At 51.7% G+C, this 22,267-nt stretch carries 19 protein-coding genes; 15 read left to right on the top strand and 4 right to left on the bottom strand.

The window, feature by feature from the left end:
• Positions 1-40 precede the first annotated feature (40 nt).
• Both ampG and AACU19_RS10845 read right to left on the bottom strand, forming a co-directional pair.
• Complete coding sequence (ampG, locus tag AACU19_RS10850; RefSeq protein ID WP_032302574.1) at positions 41-1,516, bottom strand: muropeptide MFS transporter AmpG; 1,476 nt, start codon at positions 1,514-1,516, stop codon at positions 41-43.
• A 43-nt stretch (positions 1,517-1,559) separates the two neighbouring features.
• Complete coding sequence (locus AACU19_RS10845) at positions 1,560-2,138, bottom strand: lipoprotein (protein WP_001295326.1); 579 nt, start codon at positions 2,136-2,138, stop codon at positions 1,560-1,562.
• Between the two features lie 304 nt (positions 2,139-2,442).
• Here AACU19_RS10845 and bolA point away from each other — a divergent pair, with 304 nt between their 5' ends.
• The 9 genes from bolA (at position 2,443) to fadM (ending at position 12,784) form a co-directional block, all read left to right on the top strand.
• Positions 2,443-2,760: a transcriptional regulator BolA gene (gene bolA, locus AACU19_RS10840; protein ID WP_000973448.1), complete on the top strand. Its 318-nt coding sequence runs from the start codon at positions 2,443-2,445 to the stop codon at positions 2,758-2,760.
• A 343-nt stretch (positions 2,761-3,103) separates the two neighbouring features.
• Positions 3,104-4,402, top strand: a complete 1,299-nt coding sequence (tig, locus tag AACU19_RS10835) for a trigger factor (RefSeq protein ID WP_001198386.1) — start codon at positions 3,104-3,106, stop codon at positions 4,400-4,402.
• Positions 4,403-4,647: 245 nt separating this feature from the next.
• Positions 4,648-5,271, top strand: coding sequence for an ATP-dependent Clp endopeptidase proteolytic subunit ClpP (gene clpP, locus AACU19_RS10830; RefSeq protein ID WP_000122253.1), 624 nt, complete (start codon positions 4,648-4,650; stop codon positions 5,269-5,271).
• A gap of 126 nt (positions 5,272-5,397) precedes the next feature.
• Positions 5,398-6,672: an ATP-dependent protease ATP-binding subunit ClpX gene (gene clpX / locus AACU19_RS10825; protein WP_000130305.1), complete on the top strand. Its 1,275-nt coding sequence runs from the start codon at positions 5,398-5,400 to the stop codon at positions 6,670-6,672.
• 187 nt (positions 6,673-6,859) lie between these two features.
• Complete coding sequence (gene lon, locus AACU19_RS10820) at positions 6,860-9,214, top strand: endopeptidase La (protein WP_001295325.1); 2,355 nt, start codon at positions 6,860-6,862, stop codon at positions 9,212-9,214.
• 190 nt (positions 9,215-9,404) lie between these two features.
• Positions 9,405-9,695, top strand: a complete 291-nt coding sequence (hupB, locus tag AACU19_RS10815; protein ID WP_254892905.1) for a nucleoid-associated protein HU-beta — start codon at positions 9,405-9,407, stop codon at positions 9,693-9,695.
• A gap of 191 nt (positions 9,696-9,886) precedes the next feature.
• The gene (ppiD, locus tag AACU19_RS10810) at positions 9,887-11,758 is read left to right on the top strand and encodes a peptidylprolyl isomerase (RefSeq protein WP_000969382.1); all 1,872 of its coding nucleotides are present in this window, start codon (positions 9,887-9,889) and stop codon (positions 11,756-11,758) included.
• A 150-nt stretch (positions 11,759-11,908) separates the two neighbouring features.
• Positions 11,909-12,280, top strand: a complete 372-nt coding sequence (locus AACU19_RS10805) for a helix-hairpin-helix domain-containing protein (protein WP_000680297.1) — start codon at positions 11,909-11,911, stop codon at positions 12,278-12,280.
• A gap of 105 nt (positions 12,281-12,385) precedes the next feature.
• Complete coding sequence (gene fadM, locus AACU19_RS10800) at positions 12,386-12,784, top strand: long-chain acyl-CoA thioesterase FadM (RefSeq protein WP_001194534.1); 399 nt, start codon at positions 12,386-12,388, stop codon at positions 12,782-12,784.
• A 51-nt stretch (positions 12,785-12,835) separates the two neighbouring features.
• Here fadM and queC read toward each other — a convergent pair whose 3' ends face one another.
• Positions 12,836-13,531, bottom strand: a complete 696-nt coding sequence (gene queC, locus AACU19_RS10795) for a 7-cyano-7-deazaguanine synthase QueC (RefSeq protein ID WP_000817234.1) — start codon at positions 13,529-13,531, stop codon at positions 12,836-12,838.
• Positions 13,532-13,595: 64 nt separating this feature from the next.
• Entirely contained in the window at positions 13,596-15,296 is a 1,701-nt protein-coding gene (locus AACU19_RS10790; RefSeq protein WP_105278230.1) for an SgrR family transcriptional regulator, read from the bottom strand.
• 99 nt (positions 15,297-15,395) lie between these two features.
• Here AACU19_RS10790 and cof point away from each other — a divergent pair, with 99 nt between their 5' ends.
• The 6 genes from cof (at position 15,396) to amtB (ending at position 22,236) form a co-directional block, all read left to right on the top strand.
• Positions 15,396-16,214: an HMP-PP phosphatase gene (gene cof / locus AACU19_RS10785; RefSeq protein WP_105277202.1), complete on the top strand. Its 819-nt coding sequence runs from the start codon at positions 15,396-15,398 to the stop codon at positions 16,212-16,214.
• A gap of 152 nt (positions 16,215-16,366) precedes the next feature.
• Positions 16,367-16,825, top strand: a complete 459-nt coding sequence (decR, locus tag AACU19_RS10780) for a DNA-binding transcriptional regulator DecR (protein ID WP_000884589.1) — start codon at positions 16,367-16,369, stop codon at positions 16,823-16,825.
• Positions 16,826-16,854: 29 nt separating this feature from the next.
• Positions 16,855-18,627: a SmdA family multidrug ABC transporter permease/ATP-binding protein gene (locus AACU19_RS10775; RefSeq protein WP_032183483.1), complete on the top strand. Its 1,773-nt coding sequence runs from the start codon at positions 16,855-16,857 to the stop codon at positions 18,625-18,627.
• Positions 18,620-20,401 (top strand): SmdB family multidrug efflux ABC transporter permease/ATP-binding protein, encoded by a 1,782-nt coding sequence (locus tag AACU19_RS10770; protein ID WP_105278229.1) that lies wholly within the window; start codon positions 18,620-18,622, stop codon positions 20,399-20,401. The genes AACU19_RS10775 and AACU19_RS10770 overlap by 8 nt, the downstream gene beginning before the upstream one ends.
• A 180-nt stretch (positions 20,402-20,581) precedes the next feature.
• A complete protein-coding gene (glnK, locus tag AACU19_RS10765; protein WP_000780338.1) occupies positions 20,582-20,920 on the top strand; it encodes a P-II family nitrogen regulator in 339 nt (112 codons plus the stop codon).
• Positions 20,921-20,949: 29 nt separating this feature from the next.
• Positions 20,950-22,236, top strand: coding sequence for an ammonium transporter AmtB (amtB, locus tag AACU19_RS10760; RefSeq protein ID WP_000685029.1), 1,287 nt, complete (start codon positions 20,950-20,952; stop codon positions 22,234-22,236).
• Positions 22,237-22,267 lie beyond the last annotated feature (31 nt).

The raw sequence follows: 22,267 nt of genomic DNA, 5'->3' as shown, positions 1-22,267 counted from the left end.
TTACGGCGAGTGATTACTACAGCTAAATAATATTTACAGATTACGTCAGATGCGTTTTTCGTAGCGCCAGATAATCCAGTAAACCACCAAGCACGACGCCAGAAAGGGCGACTAAAACCCCGACTTCCAGCAGAGCAGGCAGGAAAGAGAAGTGCGTCAAATCCAGCGCGTCCATCGTCAACAGCAGTAACCACACGGCCAACAGGCTGACGCCCGCCGCCAGTGTCCACATGGCAAAGGCATAACCTGCCGGATATTCGGTACGGGAGATAAAGTTGTCATTTACTCGTGTATATTCAAGCGTCTGGCGACAAACCAGCAGCAAAAAAAGCCCTGGTACAGCAGCGGCGACGGAGAACAGATAGAATGTCGACCAGCCGTGTGCTTCAACAAACCAACCCGCCACGGGGCCGACATAAACTCGCCCTACAGCAGAAAGCGCTGAGAGCAGGGCAAATTGAGTAGCGGAAAATGACTTATTACACAGCGTCATTAACAGCGCGACAAAGGCTGATGTACCCATCCCGCCACAGAGGTTTTCGAAAAAGACGGCTGCGCCCATGCTGTAGAGATGCTTATCAGTAATCGACAGCAGCCAGTAACCGGCGTTAGACGCACCTTGTAAAATACCGAAAATCAGCAGCGCCCGGAACAGTGACAGGCGCTGCATCAAAATCCCACCGTACAATGCGCCAACAATGGTCGCCAGTAAGCCAAGCGTTTTGTTAACCACGCCTACTTCACCTGCATCAAACCCGACGCCGCGAATCAAAAACGTGGTTGTCAGGCTCATGGCGAATGCGTCGCCCAGCTTATACAGCACGATAAGAAGCAAAATAAGCCAGGCATTATTGCGACCAAAGAAATCGCGCAGAGGTGCAACAACCGCTTGTTCCAGCGTTTTGGGCACAGGAACGGTGTCGGTTGGTTCTGGTGCAAGTAACGTCGCGATAATACAGGGGATCAACAGCGCCGCCATCAACCAGTACATGCCCTGCCAGCCCAGCCATTTATCTGCCAGCCACAGGGCTAAGCCGCCGGAAACCAGCATCCCTAAACGGTAACCCAGCACGCTGATTGCCGCGCCCGCACCACGCTCTTCTGCCGGGAGCACATCGGTTTTCCACGCATCGAAGACGATATCCTGGGAGGCAGAGCAAAAAGCGATCACCACCGCCAGTGCCGCCATCCAGCGGAGCTGGGTGCCTGGTTCTAGAAAACCCATCGCCGCAATGGCGACTAATAACAGGATTTGCGTGGCGAGCAACCAACCGCGCCGCCGCCCGAAAAATGGGGGCGTGTAGCGGTCCATCAGCGGTGACCAGAGGAATTTAAAAACGTAAGCCTGGCCTACCAGAGAGAAGAAACCAATGGTTTTAAGATCGATATTCTCGACCGTCATCCAGGCCTGTAAGGTGCCGGATGTCAGGGCGAGCGGTAGCCCGGAAGCAAAACCCAGAATCAGCAATATGGCTGAACGTGGCTGTTGAAAAATACGTAAATATTGACTGGACATGGGCGTCTACAGGCCCGGCTTGCACCGGGCCAGAGGGCAGAAATTAACGCGCGTTCTGCTTGATGAATTCGTGGATGCTGGTGTCCTGAGACATATCAGCGATGGTATCGGTCAGCACACTGTTAACCGCATCGGCGATATTTTTGTTGGAGGCCTGGAACGCACCTTCAACGTTGTAGCTGGCACGATAGTTTTTGGTCATTTTGTTGCCATTCTGCGCGGTAGCGATGATAGCGATATCCGCTTTGGTGGCGATGTTATAGCGCACGTTGCCCTGGGACACGTCAGCATACAGTTGGCTAACGATGATTTGCAGATTAACCGGGCCATTCGGACCAACCATGTAACCACGCGCGGTCATCTGTTTTTCCAGCACTTCTTGCAGCAGGAAACGCAGATCGCGGGAGGCTGTCAGGGTAACGATTTGATTATCGCGGGTAACTTTTGCCAGCGCCTGATCGGTACGCTGATCAGCACCATTAATGCTGACGGTGACGCCCATCAGACTTGGATCTTGTTGTGGCAGCGTTATCGTCGGAGAAACTTCAATAGTTGTTGGCGGTTTTGCGCATCCTGCAAGCATAAACAGAGCAACTAACGGGAAGAGGATTTTTTTGAACATGTTCGGGCTCTCAGAGACTCTTAAGCGTGTTTGGTAAAAATTCCCGCCATCATAACATTGCCAACGGCGAGGGGAAGTGGGTAAGGCATGTAAATTCATCATGTTGACGAAATAATCGCCCCTGGTAAAAGAAACGCTGATGCGAGGCCTGTGTTTCAATCTTTAAATCAGTAAACTTCATACGCTTGACGGAAAAACCAGGACGAAACCTAAATATTTGTTGTTAAGCTGCAATGGAAACGGTAAAAGCGGCTAGTATTTAAAGGGATGGATGACATCTCAGCGTTGTCGGAGGAGATATTTCATGATGATACGTGAGCGGATAGAAGAAAAATTAAGGGCGGCGTTCCAACCCGTATTCCTCGAAGTAGTGGATGAAAGCTATCGTCACAATGTCCCAGCCGGCTCTGAAAGCCATTTTAAAGTTGTGCTGGTCAGCGATCGTTTTACGGGTGAACGTTTTCTGAATCGTCATCGAATGATTTACAGTACTTTAGCGGAGGAACTCTCTACTACCGTTCATGCGCTGGCTCTGCATACTTACACTATTAAGGAGTGGGAAGGGTTGCAGGACACCGTCTTTGCCTCTCCTCCCTGTCGTGGAGCAGGAAGCATCGCGTAAAAACGCATTTGCAACTGTCGGCGCTTTTCCAGTATGTTGCTAAAGATTTTATGAAAAACGGCCTGCGGGCCGTTTTGTTTTGTCTGGATTTTGCGCTTTTTGCCCAGCATTCAGACGAAAATTGCCCGGGAATTGTGAAAAAATACGCGACAGCGCGCAATAACCGTTCTCGACTCATAAAAGTGATGCCGCTATAATGCCGCGTCCTATTTGAATGCTTTCGGGATGATTCTGGTAACAGGGAATGTGATTGATTATAAGAACATCCCGGTTCCGCGAAGCCAACAACCTGTGCTTGCGGGGTAAGAGTTGACCGAGCACTGTGATTTTTTGAGGTAACAAGATGCAAGTTTCAGTTGAAACCACTCAAGGCCTTGGCCGCCGTGTAACGATTACTATCGCTGCTGACAGCATCGAGACCGCTGTTAAAAGCGAGCTGGTCAACGTTGCGAAAAAAGTACGTATTGACGGCTTCCGCAAAGGCAAAGTGCCAATGAATATCGTTGCTCAGCGTTATGGCGCGTCTGTACGCCAGGACGTTCTGGGTGACCTGATGAGCCGTAACTTCATTGACGCCATCATTAAAGAAAAAATCAATCCGGCTGGCGCACCGACTTATGTTCCGGGCGAATACAAGCTGGGTGAAGACTTCACCTACTCTGTAGAGTTTGAAGTTTATCCGGAAGTTGAACTGCAGGGTCTGGAAGCGATCGAAGTTGAAAAACCGATCGTTGAAGTGACCGACGCTGACGTTGACGGCATGCTGGATACTCTGCGTAAACAGCAGGCGACCTGGAAAGAAAAAGACGGCGCTGTTGAAGCAGAAGACCGCGTAACCATCGACTTCACCGGTTCTGTAGACGGCGAAGAGTTCGAAGGCGGTAAAGCGTCTGATTTCGTACTGGCGATGGGCCAGGGTCGTATGATCCCGGGCTTTGAAGACGGTATCAAAGGCCACAAAGCTGGCGAAGAGTTCACCATCGACGTGACCTTCCCGGAAGAGTACCACGCAGAAAACCTGAAAGGTAAAGCAGCGAAATTCGCTATCAACCTGAAGAAAGTTGAAGAGCGTGAACTGCCGGAACTGACTGCAGAATTCATCAAACGTTTCGGCGTTGAAGATGGTTCCGTAGAAGGTCTGCGCGCTGAAGTGCGTAAAAACATGGAGCGCGAGCTGAAGAGTGCCATCCGTAACCGCGTTAAGTCTCAGGCGATCGAAGGTCTGGTAAAAGCTAACGACATCGACGTACCGGCTGCGCTGATCGACAGCGAAATCGACGTTCTGCGTCGCCAGGCTGCACAGCGTTTCGGCGGTAACGAAAAACAGGCTCTGGAACTGCCGCGCGAACTGTTCGAAGAACAAGCTAAACGCCGCGTAGTTGTTGGCCTGCTGCTGGGCGAAGTTATCCGCACCAACGAGCTGAAAGCTGACGAAGAACGCGTGAAAGGCCTGATCGAAGAGATGGCTTCTGCGTACGAAGATCCGAAAGAAGTTATCGAGTTCTACAGCAAAAACAAAGAACTGATGGACAACATGCGCAATGTTGCTCTGGAAGAACAGGCTGTTGAAGCTGTACTGGCGAAAGCGAAAGTGACTGAAAAAGAAACCACTTTCAACGAGCTGATGAACCAGCAGGCGTAATTTACGCAGCATAACGCGCTAAATTCGCACAAAGGCCCATCACCGCCAGGTGGTGGGCCTTTTTTTGTCATGAATTTTGCATGGAACCGTGCGAAAAGCCTCTTTCGGTGTTAGCGTAACAACAAAAGATTGTTATGCTTGAAATATGGTGATGCCGTACCCATAACACAGGGACTAGCTGATAATCCGTCCATAAGGTTACAATCGGTACAGCAGGTTTTTTCAATTTTATCCAGGAGACGGAAATGTCATACAGCGGCGAACGAGATAACTTTGCACCCCATATGGCGCTGGTGCCGATGGTCATTGAACAGACCTCACGTGGTGAGCGCTCTTTTGATATCTATTCTCGTCTACTTAAGGAACGCGTCATTTTTCTGACTGGCCAGGTTGAAGACCACATGGCTAACCTGATTGTGGCGCAGATGCTGTTCCTGGAAGCAGAAAACCCAGAAAAAGATATCTATCTGTACATTAACTCCCCAGGCGGGGTGATCACTGCCGGGATGTCTATCTATGACACCATGCAGTTTATCAAGCCTGATGTCAGCACCATCTGTATGGGCCAGGCGGCTTCGATGGGCGCTTTTTTGCTGACTGCAGGGGCAAAAGGTAAACGTTTCTGCCTGCCGAATTCGCGCGTGATGATTCACCAGCCGTTGGGCGGCTACCAGGGCCAGGCGACCGATATCGAAATTCATGCCCGTGAAATTCTGAAAGTTAAAGGGCGTATGAATGAACTTATGGCGCTTCATACGGGTCAATCATTAGAACAGATTGAACGTGACACCGAGCGCGATCGCTTCCTTTCCGCCCCTGAAGCGGTGGAATACGGTCTGGTCGATTCGATTCTGACCCATCGTAATTGATGCCAGAGGCGCAACTGTGCCGCTATACTTATCCAGGGCGGCACAACGCTATAAAGCGGCTTGCGCCTGAGAATGGCATTTGCGTCGTCGTGTGCGGCACAAAGAACAAAGAAGAGGTTTTGACCCATGACAGATAAACGCAAAGATGGCTCAGGCAAATTGCTGTATTGCTCTTTTTGCGGCAAAAGCCAGCATGAAGTGCGCAAGCTGATTGCCGGTCCATCCGTGTATATCTGCGACGAATGTGTTGATTTATGTAACGACATCATTCGCGAAGAGATTAAAGAAGTTGCACCGCATCGTGAACGCAGTGCGCTACCGACGCCGCATGAAATTCGCAACCACCTGGACGATTACGTTATCGGTCAGGAACAGGCGAAAAAAGTGCTGGCGGTCGCGGTATACAACCACTACAAACGTCTGCGCAACGGAGATACCAGCAATGGTGTCGAGTTGGGCAAAAGTAACATTCTGCTGATCGGTCCGACCGGTTCCGGTAAAACGCTGCTGGCCGAAACGCTGGCGCGCCTGCTGGACGTCCCGTTCACCATGGCCGATGCAACCACGCTGACCGAAGCCGGTTATGTGGGCGAAGACGTTGAAAACATCATTCAGAAGTTGTTGCAAAAGTGCGATTACGACGTACAGAAAGCGCAGCGCGGGATTGTCTACATCGATGAAATCGACAAGATTTCTCGTAAGTCAGACAACCCGTCCATTACCCGAGACGTTTCCGGTGAAGGCGTACAGCAGGCACTGTTGAAACTGATCGAAGGTACGGTAGCTGCTGTTCCACCGCAAGGTGGGCGTAAACATCCGCAGCAGGAATTCTTGCAGGTTGATACCTCTAAGATCCTGTTTATCTGTGGCGGTGCGTTTGCCGGTCTGGATAAAGTGATTTCCCATCGTGTAGAAACAGGCTCCGGCATTGGTTTTGGCGCGACGGTAAAAGCGAAATCTGACAAAGCAAGTGAAGGCGAGCTGCTGGCGCAGGTTGAACCGGAAGATCTGATCAAGTTTGGTCTGATCCCTGAGTTCATTGGTCGTCTGCCGGTTGTCGCAACGTTGAATGAACTGAGCGAAGAAGCTCTGATTCAGATCCTCAAAGAGCCGAAAAACGCCCTGACCAAGCAGTATCAGGCGCTGTTTAATCTGGAAGGCGTGGATCTGGAATTCCGTGACGAGGCGCTGGATGCTATCGCTAAGAAAGCGATGGCGCGTAAAACCGGTGCCCGTGGCCTGCGTTCCATCGTAGAAGCCGCACTGCTCGATACCATGTACGATCTGCCGTCCATGGAAGATGTCGAGAAAGTGGTTATCGACGAGTCGGTAATTGATGGTCAAAGCAAACCGTTGCTGATTTATGGCAAGCCGGAAGCGCAACAGGCATCTGGTGAATAATTAACCATTCCCATACAATTAGTTAACCAAAAAGGGGGGATTTTATCTCCCCTTTAATTTTTCCTCTATTCTCGGCGTTGAATGTGGGGGAAACATCCCCATATACTGACGTACATGTTAATAGATGGCGTGAAGCACAGTCGTGTCATCTGATTACCTGGCGGAAATTAAACTAAGAGAGAGCTCTATGAATCCTGAGCGTTCTGAACGCATTGAAATCCCCGTATTGCCGCTGCGCGATGTGGTGGTTTATCCGCACATGGTCATCCCCTTATTTGTCGGGCGGGAAAAATCTATCCGTTGTCTGGAAGCGGCGATGGACCATGATAAAAAAATTATGCTGGTCGCGCAGAAAGAAGCTTCAACGGATGAGCCGGGTGTAAACGATCTTTTCACCGTCGGGACCGTGGCCTCTATATTGCAGATGCTGAAACTGCCTGACGGCACCGTCAAAGTGCTGGTCGAGGGGTTACAGCGCGCGCGTATTTCTGCGCTCTCTGACAATGGCGAACACTTTTCTGCGAAGGCGGAGTATCTGGAGTCGCCGACCATTGATGAGCGGGAACAGGAAGTGCTGGTGCGCACCGCAATCAGCCAGTTTGAAGGTTATATCAAGCTGAACAAAAAAATCCCACCAGAAGTGCTGACGTCGCTGAACAGCATCGACGATCCGGCGCGTCTGGCGGATACCATTGCTGCGCATATGCCGCTGAAACTCGCTGACAAACAGTCTGTTCTGGAGATGTCCGACGTCAACGAACGTCTGGAATATCTGATGGCGATGATGGAATCGGAAATCGATCTGCTGCAGGTTGAGAAACGCATTCGCAACCGCGTTAAAAAGCAGATGGAAAAATCCCAGCGTGAGTACTATCTGAACGAGCAAATGAAAGCTATTCAGAAAGAACTCGGCGAAATGGACGATGCACCGGACGAAAACGAAGCGCTGAAGCGCAAAATCGACGCGGCGAAAATGCCGAAAGAGGCAAAAGAGAAAGCGGAAGCAGAACTGCAGAAGCTGAAAATGATGTCTCCGATGTCGGCAGAAGCGACCGTGGTGCGTGGTTATATCGACTGGATGGTGCAGGTGCCCTGGAATGCGCGTAGCAAGGTCAAAAAAGACCTGCGTCAGGCGCAAGAAATCCTTGATACCGACCATTATGGTCTGGAGCGCGTTAAAGATCGTATCCTTGAGTATCTTGCGGTTCAAAGCCGTGTCAACAAAATCAAGGGGCCGATCCTCTGCCTGGTTGGGCCGCCGGGGGTAGGTAAAACTTCTCTTGGTCAGTCCATCGCCAAAGCTACCGGACGTAAATATGTTCGTATGGCGCTGGGCGGCGTGCGTGACGAAGCGGAAATCCGTGGTCACCGCCGTACTTACATCGGTTCTATGCCGGGTAAACTGATCCAGAAAATGGCGAAAGTGGGCGTGAAAAACCCGCTGTTCCTGCTCGATGAGATCGACAAAATGTCTTCTGACATGCGAGGCGATCCGGCTTCCGCACTGCTTGAAGTGCTGGATCCAGAGCAGAACGTAGCGTTCAGCGACCACTACCTGGAAGTGGATTACGATCTCAGCGACGTGATGTTTGTCGCGACGTCGAATTCCATGAACATTCCGGCACCGCTGCTGGATCGTATGGAAGTGATTCGCCTCTCCGGTTATACCGAAGATGAAAAACTGAACATCGCCAAACGTCACCTGCTGCCGAAGCAGATTGAACGTAATGCACTGAAAAAAGGTGAGCTGACCGTCGACGATAGCGCCATTATCGGCATTATTCGTTACTACACCCGTGAGGCGGGCGTGCGTGGTCTGGAGCGTGAAATCTCCAAACTGTGCCGTAAAGCGGTTAAGCAGTTGTTGCTCGATAAGTCTTTAAAACATATCGAAATTAACGGCGATAACCTGCACGACTATCTCGGTGTTCAGCGTTTCGACTATGGTCGCGCGGATAACGAAAACCGTGTTGGTCAGGTAACTGGTCTGGCGTGGACGGAAGTGGGCGGTGACTTGCTGACCATTGAAACCGCGTGCGTTCCGGGTAAAGGCAAACTGACCTATACCGGTTCGCTCGGCGAAGTAATGCAAGAGTCCATTCAGGCGGCGTTAACGGTGGTTCGTGCGCGTGCGGAAAAACTGGGGATCAACCCTGATTTTTACGAAAAACGCGACATCCACGTCCACGTACCGGAAGGTGCGACGCCAAAAGATGGTCCGAGTGCCGGTATTGCTATGTGCACCGCGCTGGTTTCTTGCCTGACCGGTAACCCGGTTCGTGCCGATGTGGCAATGACCGGTGAGATCACTCTGCGTGGTCAGGTACTGCCGATCGGTGGTTTGAAAGAAAAACTACTGGCAGCGCATCGCGGCGGGATTAAAACAGTGTTAATTCCGTTCGAAAATAAACGCGATCTGGAAGAGATTCCTGACAACGTAATTGCTGATCTGGACATTCATCCTGTGAAACGCATTGAGGAAGTTCTGACTCTGGCACTGCAAAATGAACCGTCTGGCATGCAGGTTGTGACTGCAAAATAGTGACCTCGCGCAAAATGCACTAATAAAAACAGGGCTGGCAGGCTAATTCGGACTTGCCAGCCTTTTTTTGTCTCGCTAAGTTAGATGGCGGATTGGGCTTGCCCTTATTAAGGGGTGTTGTAAGGGGATGGCTGGCCTGATATAACTGCTGCGCGTTCGTACCTTGAAGGATTCAAGTGCGATATAAATTATAAAGAGGAAGAGAAGAGTGAATAAATCTCAATTGATCGACAAGATTGCTGCAGGGGCTGATATCTCTAAAGCTGCGGCTGGCCGTGCGTTAGATGCTATTATTGCTTCCGTAACTGAATCTCTGAAAGAAGGGGATGATGTAGCACTGGTAGGTTTTGGTACTTTTGCCGTTAAAGAGCGTGCTGCCCGTACTGGCCGCAACCCGCAGACCGGTAAAGAGATCACCATCGCTGCCGCTAAAGTACCGAGCTTCCGTGCAGGTAAAGCACTGAAAGACGCGGTAAACTAAGCGTTGTCCCCAGTGGGGATGTGACGAAGTTCAAGGGCGCATCTACTGATGTGCCTTTTTTATTTGTATTCGGTGACTTTCTGCGTCTTGTGGGCTGACAATTGCCCCCGTTTCTTGTCACAATAGGCCTTTGCGCGCATCGATACGTTGCGTGAGGTACACAGTCATCTACAGCGGAGTGTTGTTACACCATGATGGACAGCTTACGCACGGCTGCAAACAGTCTCGTGCTCAAGATTATTTTCGGTATCATTATCGTGTCGTTCATATTGACCGGCGTGAGTGGTTACCTGATTGGCGGAGGCAATAACTACGCCGCAAAAGTGAATGACCAGGAAATCAGCCGTGGGCAGTTCGAGAACGCCTTCAACAGCGAGCGTAATCGCATGCAGCAACAGCTGGGCGATCAATACTCTGAGCTTGCAGCGAACGAAGGCTATATGAAAACCCTGCGTCAACAGGTGCTGAATCGTCTGATCGACGAGGCGCTGCTGGATCAGTACGCTCGTGAGCTGAAACTGGGTATCAGTGATGAGCAGGTTAAACAGGCGATTTTCGCGACCCCAGCCTTCCAGGTTGACGGCAAATTTGATAACAGCCGCTATAACGGTATCCTCAACCAGATGGGGATGACCGCCGATCAGTACGCCCAGGCGCTACGTAACCAGCTCACTACCCAACAGCTGATTAACGGCGTTGCCGGTACCGATTTTATGCTGAAAGGTGAAACCGACGAGCTGGCGGCACTGGTAGCTCAACAACGCGTGGTACGTGAAGCGACTATCGATGTTAACGCGCTGGCGGCGAAGCAGCCTGTGACCGAACAGGAAATTGCCAGCTACTACGAACAAAACAAAAACAATTTCATGACGCCGGAACAATTCCGCGTGAGTTACATCAAGCTGGATGCCGCAACGATGCAGCAACCGGTTAGCGATGCGGATATCCAGAGCTACTACGATCAGCATCAGGATCAATTCACCCAGCCGCAGCGTACCCGCTACAGCATCATCCAGACCAAAACTGAAGATGAAGCGAAAGCGGTACTTGATGAGCTGAATAAAGGCGGTGATTTTGCTGCGTTAGCCAAAGAAAAATCTGCCGATATTATCTCTGCCCGTAACGGCGGCGATATGGGTTGGTTAGAAGATGCCACTATCCCTGACGAACTGAAAAATGCTGGTCTGAAAGAAAAAGGCCAACTCTCTGGTGTCATCAAATCTTCGGTCGGTTTCCTGATTGTACGTCTGGACGACATTCAGCCAGCGAAAGTGAAGTCGTTAGACGAAGTGCGTGACGATGTCGCGGCGAAAGTGAAACACGAAAAAGCCCTCGATGCGTACTACGCACTGCAGCAGAAAGTGAGCGATGCAGCAAGCAATGATACCGAGTCTCTGGCCGGTGCAGAGCAAGCTGCGGGCGTAAAAGCCACTCAGACGGGTTGGTTCAGCAAAGATAACCTGCCGGAAGAGTTGAACTTTAAGCCGGTTGCAGACGCTATCTTTAACGGCGGTCTGGTAGGTGAAAACGGCGCACCGGGCATCAACTCTGACATCATCACCGTAGACGGCGACCGCGCATTCGTGCTGCGCATCAGCGAGCACAAACCGGAAGCGGTGAAACCGTTGGCAGATGTTCAGGAACAAGTTAAGGCACTGGTTCAGCACAACAAAGCTGAACAACAGGCGAAAGTGGATGCTGAAAAACTGCTGGTTGATTTGAAAGCCGGCAAAGGTGCAGAAGCTATGCAGGCCGCCGGTCTGAAATTTGGCGAGCCGAAAACCTTAAGCCGTTCCGGTCGTGACCCGATTAGCCAGGCGGCGTTTGCACTGCCACTGCCAGCGAAAGACAAACCGAGCTACGGTATGGCGACCGATATGCAAGGTAATGTGGTTCTGCTGGCGCTGGATGAAGTGAAACAAGGTTCAATGCCGGAAGATCAGAAAAAAGCGATGGTGCAGGGTATCACCCAGAACAACGCACAAATCGTCTTTGAAGCTCTGATGAGTAACCTGCGTAAAGAGGCGAAAATCAAAATTGGCGATGCGCTGGAACAGCAATAATCCTGAAGCCGCCTCGCAAAAAAATGCTTTGCAGCTGTAACAAGAAAAGGTCGCTTTCGCGGCCTTTTCCATTTCTGAACATTGCCATTTGTTTCCTGTTTTCACTGCCGTTAAGGTGATTCCACTGTTAACAAACAAGGAGAAAACAGTATGAAACACGGAATTAAAGCACTGCTCATTACCCTGTCCCTGGCCTGTGCCGGAATGTCTCATAGCGCGCTGGCGGCAGCTCCTGCAGCGAAACCGACAACGGTAGAAACCAAAGCGGAAGCTCCTGCAGCACAAAGTAAAGCAGCAGTACCGACTAAAGCCAGTGACGAAGAAGGTACCCGGGTCAGCATTAATAATGCCAGCGCGGAAGAGTTAGCCCGCGCGATGAATGGCGTTGGCCTGAAGAAGGCGCAGGCGATTGTCAGTTATCGCGAAGAGTACGGTCCGTTTAAAACGGTGGAGGATCTCAAGCAGGTGCCGGGGATGGGCAATTCGCTGGTGGAACGTAATCTGGCGGTATTAACCCTGTAATTAATTTGCATAGTGGCAAATTTTTGCCAGACTGAAGAGGTCATACCAGTTATGACCTCTGCACTTATAACAGTTCTTATAACAACAACGTAAGGTTATTGCGCTATGCAAACACAAATCAAAGTTCGTGGATATCATCTCGACGTTTACCAGCACGTAAACAACGCCCGCTACCTTGAGTTTCTCGAAGAAGCCCGCTGGGATGGGTTGGAAAATAGCGACAGTTTTCAGTGGATGACGGCCCATAACATCGCCTTCGTCGTGGTCAATATCAATATTAACTATCGTCGCCCGGCGGTATTAAGCGACCTGTTAACCATTACCAGTCAGTTGCAGCAATTAAACGGTAAAAGCGGCATCTTAAGCCAGGTCATTACACTGGAGCCGGAAGGGCAGGTGGTCGCGGATGCGCTTATTACGTTTGTTTGTATTGATCTTAAAACGCAGAAAGCATTAGCTCTGGAAGGGGAATTGCGCGAAAAGCTGGAGCAGATGGTTAAGTAAACGTTTTGTGGTGCCGGATGCTCAAGCCGCATCCGGCGACACCCGGAATAATTACTTCAACCCGGTTTTCTGCTTCATCGCTGCCATCACCGTCGGTTTATCGGCCAGATAATGATGCAAACCGTTGGAGCGTAAATTACACGCCGCACAATGACCGCAACCGTCGCCTTTAATGCCGTTATAGCAGGTCAACGTTTCGTTACGGACTAAATCCAGCTTGCCGTAATAATCAGCCAGCGCCCAGGTTTCCGCTTTATCAATCCACATCAGCGGCGTTTCAAAACGAATATCTTTCGCCATGCCTAAACTGACGGCATGGTTTAGTGCTTTCACAAACTCATCGCGGCAATCCGGGTAACCGGAGAAATCCGTTTCGCAGACGCCGGTAATTACGGCTTCTGCTTTTACCTGATACGCATATATTGCCGCCAGTGTCAGGAACAAAATATTACGCCCTGGGACAAACGTATTCGGGATGCCATCGGCTTCAGGTTCATAATCAGGCACCGGAATGCTGTCACGCGTCAGGCTGCTGACCGCCAGCTCGTTGAGCAGCGTTACATCAAGAACCTTATGCGCGCGTGCTCCCAGTTTCAGCGCCAGTTCGCGTGCCACGTCGATTTCTGCGCGATGCCGCTGACCGTAATCGAACGTCACGCAATGGACTTCATCATATTGTTGTAATGCCTGCACCAGACAGGTGGTGGAATCCTGGCCTCCACTGAACACAACGACAGCACGTTTCATAGATAATCCTGCTTGAACAATAAAAGCGTTATGGTAACGCCTGCGATTAACCCGGACCAGCTCTTCATTGCGACGGCGCGGGAAGCCAGGCTTCGGTAAATTCAAACCAGCCGCGCGGTGTCAGTCGCACACCGTTCACGCCGGGAGGGGCGCTAATGCGATAGTGATAGTTGAACAGCGGCGTCAGCGTCGCATCTGCCATTAACTGGCTAAAAACCGCTTTCAGGGCATTAAATCGGTTTTCCTCATCAGGCATTACTTGCACCGCGTCCAGTGTCGATTGCAAATGTGCATATGCTGGAGCCTCGAAAACATGTGGCCACAGTGGATCGCATCGCAGCCATTGCTCCAGGGTATATTCCGGCGCTTCGCCAATTAACCTGTCGCCCATCATGAGGTCTGCGTGTGCCAGTAGGGTCGTGTCGTCCCAGTTTTTTGCGTTATGAAAAATAATTGTAAGTTCACAGCCTTCCGCGGCCAGTGTCGCCTGTAGGCGTTCTGCCATGGTATGAAGTTCTATCGGTAGGTGATAAACCAGCGTCAAGGTTTCCGGTAGTTTGACTTCATCCGGTACTTGCCATTGTGGAATAGTCCAGCCAGGCAGTAATGCATGACTGGCGGTGATCAGGTTTTCTCCGACTTCTAACGTTTGTAATAAACCGGATTGATGAATAATGGAGATCACTTTTCGCGCCTGCCAGAGGGACAGTCGGGGACTTTTGCGCAACGTTAAATAGCAAAAACCTAAACTGATGCCGCTACTGACCTGGCTGACGCGTTGCAGCTCCTCCGGTTTGCCGATGGTGATTTGCACGGGATGCCGACAACTGGTTCCCAAATCTTTTTCGAAAAGCGGCGGAGTTATCCAGTACTCAACCGCTTTAAGCAGCGGATGACGCAAATGGTAATAATCATGGCTCTCCAGGCGCACCAGTTCCGCTGTGAATTGTGTTAAGCGAAAAGGACCAGTGCCGATCAGGGGGAATTGCGGATGCGCCAGATGGCTGCAGTAGCTCGCCAGCCGGTGCGCAAGCCAGTAATCGGGGCGATGTAAAAAGAAGGTCAGACACTGCGGATGGGTGACTTCAATACGCTTCACGCTAATAAATAATAGATCCAGTGCTGGCAGTTGTAACAGCATCAATAACCGCTGGTGTAAGTGTGAGGCTTTTACTGCATCGCCGTTATGCCAGTGTAGGGTTGAGCGAAGATAAAAATCCCAGCGTAACCCGTCAGCAGAGGTTTCCCAGTGATGCGCTAAATCGCCAATCGGGCGCTGGGTATTATTATCGAAGCGGGTCAGGCCGGAAAATATCTGTCCGGCGAGATGCTGCTCGGCACGGCCGGGCAAAAAGCCCGGTTGTAGCGGTTCGAGCGGGCGATAGTAGGGAATACGCAACGTGGGCGTATCGTTTTGCCATTGTCCGCCCATAAACGGCTGTAACAGAGTGCGCAGCTCACCTGGGGCCAGTTGCGCCAGCTCCAGCACATCTTGCTGCTTTCCGGTTTCCAGCGCCTGTTCCATCATCGCATTGCGTAGCGATTCTGGCGTGACCAGAAAGCGTAGTTGACCGCGCTTTCCGCGTCCTGACTGCGCCTGCCACTCCAGCCATCCCGCCTCCTGTGCCTGGCGTAACAGCGTACGAACATGGCGTTCGCTGCAAAAACAGCGTTCGGCCAGTTCGCTGACGGTGACGGTTTGCGGCTTTCCGGCGGAAGGTTGCCACAGACGTTGATACTGGTTAAGACGGTTGAGCAGTCGCATATAAACCCGGAACAATATTATTTAACTATTCACTATTACTTCCGTATATATCAGGTGATACTCAATCACTATTAACCGTGTCACAGAGTGGAGAAAGAAATGGCTCGTCTGGCAGCATTTGATATGGACGGCACTTTATTGATGCCTGACCATCATTTAGGTGAGAAAACACTCTCTACTTTGGCACGACTGCGTGAACGCGACATTACCCTCACTTTCGCCACAGGTCGTCATGCGCTGGAGATGCAGCATATTCTCGGGGCGCTATCGCTGGATGCGTATTTGATTACCGGCAACGGAACGCGCGTGCATTCTCTGGAAGGTGAACTTTTACATCGTGATGATTTACCTGCGGATGTGGCAGAGCTGGTGCTGTATCAGCAATGGGATACCCGAGCTAGCATGCATATTTTCAATGACGATGGTTGGTTTACCGGAAAAGAGATCCCTGCGTTGTTGCAGGCATTTGTCTATAGCGGTTTTCGTTATCAGATAATCGATGTTAAAAAAATGCCACTCAATCGCGTCACCAAGATCTGCTTCTGTGGCGATCACGACGATCTTACACGCTTGCAGATCCAACTACACGAAGCATTAGGCGAGCGTGCACATTTGTGTTTTTCCGCGACGGATTGCCTCGAAGTGCTCCCGGTGGGCTGCAATAAAGGCGCTGCATTGACGGTGCTGACCCAACATTTAGGTTTATCGTTGCGCGATTGCATGGCCTTTGGTGATGCGATGAACGATCGCGAAATGTTAGGCAGCGTCGGTAGCGGCTTTATTATGGGCAATGCGATGCCGCAACTGCGCGCGGAGCTCCCTCATTTACCGGTGATTGGACATTGCCGAAATCAGGCGGTCTCTCACTATTTGACGCACTGGCTGGACTATCCACATCTACCTTATTCCCCCGAATAACGAGATCCCTTCCAGCACCGGGCAATTGCCCGGTTTTTTTTGCGTTGAATTTGTCATTTTGTGCCGTGATGTTTAAACCGCACAGAATAAATTGTCGCGATTTCACCTTTAAAATAGAATTAAAAGAGAAAAAAATTCTCTGTGGAAGGGTTATGTTAGATAAAATTGACCGTAAGCTGCTGGCCTTACTACAGCAGGATTGCACCCTCTCTTTGCAGGCATTGGCTGAAGCCGTTAATCTGACAACCACGCCTTGCTGGAAGCGACTGAAACGGTTGGAGGATGACGGTATCCTTATCGGCAAAGTCGCCCTGTTGGACCCGGAAAAAATTGGCCTCGGTCTGACCGCCTTTGTGCTGATAAAAACGCAACATCACAGCAGCGAATGGTATTGCCGCTTTGTGACGGTGGTTACTGAAATGCCAGAAGTGCTGGGGTTCTGGCGCATGGCCGGGGAATACGATTATCTGATGCGCGTCCAGGTTGCCGACATGAAACGCTACGACGAGTTTTATAAGCGTCTGGTAAACAGCGTGCCGGGGCTGTCGGACGTCACTTCCAGCTTCGCGATGGAACAGATTAAATACACCACTTCTTTACCCATCGAATAAATATCCAGAATCAGGTCAGGACACAACGCGTGCGATTATTTGCTCAATTAAGCTGGTATTTCCGTCGGGAATGGCGTCGCTATCTCGGGGCTGTTGCCTTGCTTGTCATTATCGCGATGCTGCAACTGGTTCCACCAAAAGTGGTTGGTATTGTTGTCGATGGCGTGACAGAACAACACTTTACTACCGGGCAGATCCTGATGTGGATCGCCACCATGGTGCTGATTGCCGTTGTGGTTTATCTCCTGCGTTACGTCTGGCGTGTATTGCTGTTTGGCGCGTCTTACCAACTGGCGGTAGAACTGCGCGAAGATTATTACCGTCAGCTAAGCCGGCAGCATCCTGAGTTTTACCTGCGTCATCGCACGGGGGACCTCATGGCTCGTGCGACCAATGACGTCGATCGGGTCGTGTTTGCCGCCGGAGAAGGGGTGCTGACGCTGGTGGATTCACTGGTGATGGGCTGCGCTGTGTTGATTATGATGTCTACGCAAATTAGCTGGCAGTTGACCTTATTTGCCCTGTTGCCGATGCCAGTGATGGCGATCATGATTAAGCGCAACGGCGATGCCTTACATGAACGTTTTAAGTTGGCGCAGGCGGCGTTTTCCAGTCTTAATGACCGAACTCAAGAAAGCCTCACCAGTATCCGCATGATCAAAGCCTTTGGTCTGGAAGATCGCCAGTCTGCGCTATTTGCTGCAGATGCTGAAGACACCGGTAAGAAAAACATGCGTGTGGCGCGTATTGATGCTCGTTTCGACCCGACCATCTATATCGCGATTGGTATGGCGAACTTGCTGGCGATTGGCGGCGGTAGTTGGATGGTGGTGCAGGGCAGTTTAACGCTGGGCCAGCTCACCAGTTTTATGATGTATTTAGGTCTGATGATTTGGCCGATGCTGGCGCTGGCATGGATGTTTAACATAGTGGAGCGTGGTAGTGCTGCGTACAGCCGTATTCGCGCGATGCTGGCGGAAGCGCCGGTGGTGAACGATGGTAGCGAACCCGTGCCAGAAGGTCGTGGTGAACTGGATGTAAATATTCGCCAGTTTATGTATCCGCAGACTGACCATCCTGCGCTGGAAAACGTCAATTTCGCCCTGAAACCCGGTCAGATGCTGGGTATCTGCGGGCCGACTGGTTCCGGCAAAAGTACCCTGTTGTCGCTCATTCAGCGTCATTTCGACGTCAGCGAGGGGGATATTCGCTTTCATGATATTCCTCTGACGAAGTTACAACTCGATAGCTGGCGTAGCCGCCTGGCGGTGGTCAGCCAGACGCCATTCCTTTTTTCCGACACCGTGGCGAATAACATCGCGTTGGGTTGCCCGAATGCCACCCAACAAGAGATTGAGCATGTCGCGCGGTTAGCCAGCGTACATGACGATATTTTGCGTCTACCGCAAGGTTACGACACAGAAGTGGGCGAGCGCGGCGTGATGCTTTCTGGCGGGCAAAAACAGCGTATTTCCATTGCTCGTGCGTTACTGGTGAATGCGGAAATCCTTATTCTGGATGATGCGCTTTCGGCGGTGGACGGACGCACAGAGCACCAGATCCTGCATAACCTGCGCCAGTGGGGGCAGGGAAGAACGGTAATCATCAGTGCCCATCGCCTTTCTGCACTGACGGAAGCCAGTGAAATTATTGTGATGCAGCACGGACATATCGCCCAGCGTGGCAATCATGATGTGCTGGCACAACAAAGCGGCTGGTATCGCGATATGTATCGCTATCAACAACTGGAGGCGGCGCTCGACGACGCTCCGGAAATTCGCGAGGAGGCCATCGATGCGTAGTTTTAGCCAACTGTGGCCGACTCTCAAGCGCCTGTTAGCGTACGGTTCGCCGTGGCGTAAACCGTTGGGGATTGCGGTCCTGATGATGTGGGTTGCGGCGGCGGCAGAAGTCAGCGGGCCGCTGCTTATCAGCTATTTTATCGACAATATGGTGGCGAAAAATAACCTGCCGTTGAAAGTGGTTGCCGGGCTGGCTGCGGCGTATGTTGGGCTACAACTGTTTGCCGCCGGGCTACATTACGCGCAGTCGCTGCTGTTTAATCGGGCGGCGGTTGGCGTGGTACAACAGTTGCGTACCGACGTGATGGATGCTGCGTTACGCCAACCGTTGAGTGAGTTTGATACTCAGCCGGTCGGGCAGGTGATTTCCCGCGTTACCAATGATACTGAAGTGATCCGCGACCTCTACGTTACCGTAGTGGCAACGGTCCTGCGTAGCGCCGCCCTGGTGGGTGCGATGCTGGTGGCGATGTTTAGTCTCGACTGGCGAATGGCGCTGGTAGCGATAATGATTTTCCCGGTGGTGCTGGTGGTAATGGTGATATACCAGCGTTACAGCACGCCGATTGTCCGTCGTGTGCGCGCCTATCTGGCAGATATCAACGACGGCTTTAACGAAATCATCAATGGCATGAGCGTCATCCAGCAGTTCCGTCAGCAGGCGCGATTTGGCGAACGTATGGGTGAGGCCAGTCGTTCACACTATATGGCGAGGATGCAAACCCTGCGCCTCGACGGTTTTCTGCTGCGTCCGCTGCTGAGTCTGTTTTCATCGCTCATTCTTTGTGGCTTGTTGATGCTGTTTGGCTTCTCCGCCAGCGGTACCATTGAAGTGGGCGTACTGTATGCGTTTATCAGCTATCTTGGGCGGCTTAACGAACCCTTAATCGAACTGACCACGCAACAGGCGATGCTGCAACAGGCTGTTGTTGCTGGTGAGCGCGTGTTTGAGCTGATGGACGGACCGCGCCAGCAATATGGCAATGATGATCGCCCCTTACAGAGCGGCAACATTGAAGTCGATAACGTGTCATTTGCTTATCGCGATGACAATCTGGTACTGAAGAACATTAATCTCTCGGTGCCTTCGCGCAACTTTGTGGCGCTGGTGGGGCATACCGGCAGTGGTAAAAGTACCCTCGCCAGTTTATTGATGGGCTATTACCCGCTAACGGAAGGTGATATTCGCCTTGATGGTCGTCCATTAAGTTCGCTAAGTCACAGCGCGCTGCGCCAGGGCGTGGCAATGGTGCAGCAAGATCCGGTAGTGCTGGCGGATACCTTCCTCGCCAACGTGACGCTGGGACGTGATATCTCCGAAGAACGTGTCTGGCAGGCGCTGGAAACCGTGCAACTGGCGGAGCTGGCGCGCAGCATGAGTGATGGTATTTATACGCCGCTGGGCGAGCAGGGGAATAATCTCTCGGTTGGGCAAAAGCAACTGCTGGCACTGGCGCGCGTGCTGGTGGAGACACCGCAAATCCTGATCCTCGATGAAGCCACCGCCAGCATTGACTCCGGTACTGAACAGGCGATTCAACACGCACTGGCGGCGGTGCGTGAACACACTACGCTTGTGGTGATTGCTCACCGCTTATCGACCATTGTTGATGCTGACACCATTCTGGTGCTTCATCGTGGTCAGGCTGTGGAACAGGGGACTCACCAGCAACTGCTGGCCGCCCAGGGGCGCTACTGGCAGATGTATCAACTGCAACTTGCGGGCGAAGAGCTGGCAGCCAGCGTGCGTGAAGAGGAGTCATTGAGCGCCTGAATAGCGCAATATTTCATCGTTGGTGCAAAAATGTAACGCACTGTGCACTGTCATAGTGCGTTTTTGTTTTCAATCTTCTTAACTTCCTGCTCTCTTTCTCGTTTTTCATTTCTGGCACACCGCTTGCAATACCTTATTCGTGTAGCAGAACCATTACCGAATTCTGACCGGAGGGGATCTATGAAGCTGGTGACCGTGATAATCAAACCATTCAAGCTGGAAGACGTTCGTGAAGCGTTATCTTCCATTGGTATTCAGGGCCTGACCGTCACCGAAGTGAAAGGTTTCGGGCGTCAGAAAGGGCATGCCGAGCTGTACCGGGGGGCGGAATACAGCGTCAACTTTCTGCCAAAAGTAAAAATTGATGTGGCGATTGCTGATGACCAACTCGATGAAGTGATCGATATCGTCAGCAAGGCGGCTTACACCGGAAAAATTGGCGACGGCAAAATCTTCGTCGCTGAATTGCAACGCGTCATTCGTATTCGTACCGGCGAAGCCGACGAAGCGGCGCTGTAATCTCTGGCACACAGCAACAGGAACGAAAAATGAAGATAGCGACGATAAAAACTGGGCTTGCTTCACTGGCGATGCTGCCGGGACTGGTAATGGCTGCACCTGCGGTGGCCGATAAAGCCGACAATGCGTTTATGATGATTTGTACTGCGCTGGTGCTGTTTATGACTATTCCAGGGATTGCCCTGTTTTACGGTGGGTTAATTCGCGGCAAAAACGTGCTGTCGATGCTGACGCAGGTGACGGTGACGTTTGCACTGGTCTGTATTCTCTGGGTGGTTTACGGTTACTCGCTGGCGTTTGGTGAGGGCAACAACTTCTTTGGCAACATTAACTGGTTGATGCTGAAAAACATCGAACTGACGGCGGTGATGGGCAGCATTTATCAGTATATCCACGTGGCGTTTCAGGGATCGTTTGCCTGCATTACCGTCGGCTTGATCGTCGGGGCGCTGGCGGAACGGATCCGCTTCTCAGCTGTGCTGATTTTCGTGGTGGTATGGCTGACGCTTTCTTACATTCCGATTGCGCATATGGTCTGGGGCGGTGGTTTGCTGGCTTCTCACGGTGCGCTGGATTTTGCGGGTGGCACGGTGGTGCACATTAACGCCGCAATTGCTGGTCTGGTGGGCGCATATCTAATTGGCAAACGCGTGGGCTTCGGCAAAGAGGCGTTTAAACCGCACAACCTGCCGATGGTCTTTACCGGTACTGCCATTCTCTATATCGGTTGGTTTGGCTTTAATGCCGGGTCAGCGGGCACGGCGAATGAAATTGCAGCACTGGCATTTGTGAACACTGTGGTCGCAACGGCGGCGGCAATTCTTGGCTGGATCTTCGGTGAATGGGCGCTGCGCGGTAAGCCTTCACTGCTGGGAGCGTGTTCTGGCGCGATTGCCGGTCTGGTCGGCGTGACGCCAGCCTGTGGCTACATTGGTGTTGGCGGCGCGTTGATTATCGGCGTAGTCGCTGGTCTGGCGGGCTTGTGGGGCGTTACCATGCTCAAACGCTTGCTGCGGGTGGATGATCCCTGCGATGTTTTCGGTGTGCACGGCGTTTGTGGCATTGTCGGCTGTATCATGACCGGGATTTTTGCCGCCAGCTCGCTGGGCGGCGTGGGCTTCGCTGAAGGTGTGACGATGGGGCATCAGCTGCTGGTACAGCTGGAAAGCATCGCCATTACGATTGTCTGGTCTGGTGTGGTGGCTTTTATCGGCTACAAACTGGCGGATCTGACGGTTGGTCTGCGTGTACCGGAAGAACAGGAGCGAGAAGGGTTGGACGTCAACAGCCACGGCGAAAATGCCTATAACGCGTAATAAGCACTGCAAAAAACAGCCGGACGGTTTT

This window comes from Escherichia sp. MOD1-EC4550, from assembly GCF_963876935.1.
In the GTDB taxonomy this organism is placed as follows: Bacteria; Pseudomonadota; Gammaproteobacteria; order Enterobacterales; family Enterobacteriaceae; genus Escherichia; species Escherichia coli_F.
Note: the sequence above shows the minus strand (reverse complement) of the source record. Positions and strands in the feature narration are given on the sequence as shown.